At 74.0% G+C, this 1,362-nt stretch carries 2 protein-coding genes; both read left to right on the forward strand.

From position 1 onward, the window contains the following. Positions 1 to 76 precede the first annotated feature (76 nt). Positions 77 to 1,051: a transketolase C-terminal domain-containing protein gene (locus tag AB0J09_RS64795; protein WP_360714445.1), complete on the forward strand. Its 975-nt coding sequence runs from the start codon at positions 77 to 79 to the stop codon at positions 1,049 to 1,051. Next, a partial coding sequence (locus tag AB0J09_RS64800; RefSeq protein WP_360714446.1) for a VOC family protein occupies positions 1,048 to 1,362 on the forward strand: 315 nt, incomplete at its 3' end. The genes AB0J09_RS64795 and AB0J09_RS64800, both read left to right, overlap by 4 nt.

Raw genomic sequence — 1,362 nt, forward strand, 5'->3', positions numbered from 1 at the left:
GCCGAGATGGAGTCCGCCGCCGCGGCCGCGCTCGCCGCGCCGCTCGCCGACCCCGCCACCGCGAGGGAGCACCTGTATGCGTGAACTGTCCTACGGCGAGGCCGTGAACGCGGCCCTGCACCGGCTCATGGAGGAGCTGCCGGAGACCCTGGTGTACGGCGAGGACGTCGCCGTGCCCGGCGGCGTGTTCGGCGTGACCAGGGGGCTGCGCAAGCAGTACGGCGACCGCGCGTTCGACACCCCGATCAGCGAGTCGGCGATCCTCGGCAGCGCTGTGGGCGCGGCGATGATGGGCCGCCGCCCGATCGTCGAGATCATGTGGGCCGACTTCTCGCTCGTGGCGCTGGACCAGATCGTCAACCAGGCGGCCAACGTCCGGTACGTGTCGGGCGGCCGGCTGCGGGCCCCGCTGACCATCCGCACCCAGCAGGGCAACGCGCCGGGCGCGTGCGCGCAGCACTCCCAGTGCCTGGAGGCGCTGTTCCTGCACGTGCCGGGGCTGCGGGTGTGCATGCCGAGCACGCCGCAGGACGCGTACGACCTGCTGGTGACCGCCGTGCACTGCGACGACCCGGTGCTGGTGATCGAGAACCGCACGCTGTACGCGGGCCCGAAGGAATCGGTCAGGACGGACGGGCCGGTCCGGCCGATGGGCGGGGCGCGCACCCGCCGCGCGGGCTCCGACGTCACCGTGGTCACCTGGGGCGCGATGACGCACCGGGTGCTGGAGGCGGCCGGCGCCCTGGCCCGCGAGGGGGTCGAGGCCGAGGTGCTGGAGACGCCGTGGCTCAACCCGTTCGACACCGAGGCGGTCATCGAGAGCGCGCGCCGCACCCGCAGGCTGGCGGTCGTCCACGAGGCGAACGTCACCGGCGGCTTCGGCGCCGAGGTCGTGGCCCGCGTCGCGGGGGCCGGAGTGCCGCTGGCCGCGCCGCCGATCAGGATCGGCGCCCCCGACGTGCGGATGCCCGCCGCGCCCGTGCTCGCGCAGGCCCTGGTCCCCGACGCCGCGCGCATCGCGGAAGGAGTCAGGAGGTTGGTCGAAGGATGAGAGGCGTCTGGCACTTCTCCTTCACGGTCGCCGACCTCGACAGGTCCGTGGCGTTCTACCGTGATTTGCTCGGGTTCACGCTGGTGCACCGGCAGGAGCAGGACAACGACTACACCCGCAGGCTCGTCGGCTATCCCGACGCCGTGCTGCGCGTGGCCCAGCTCGCCGTGCCCGGCCAGCCGCGCGGCGTCTCCACACACGACCTGGAGCTGGTCGAGTACGTACGCCCGAAGGGCGCCCCCCGTGACCCGGCACGCCACCTGCCGGGCGCGGCCCACCTGGCGCTCACCGTGGAGGACGCCCGCGCCGAG

It is taken from the genome of Nonomuraea sp. NPDC049784, assembly GCF_040659615.1.
Classification (GTDB): domain Bacteria; phylum Actinomycetota; class Actinomycetes; order Streptosporangiales; family Streptosporangiaceae; genus Nonomuraea.

What these genes read in the sequence shown, in the direction of transcription:
- AB0J09_RS64795 (WP_360714445.1), top strand. Translation starts at nt 77, where the DNA reads ATGCGTGAACTGTCCTACGGCGAGGCCGTGAACGCGGCCCTGCACCGG.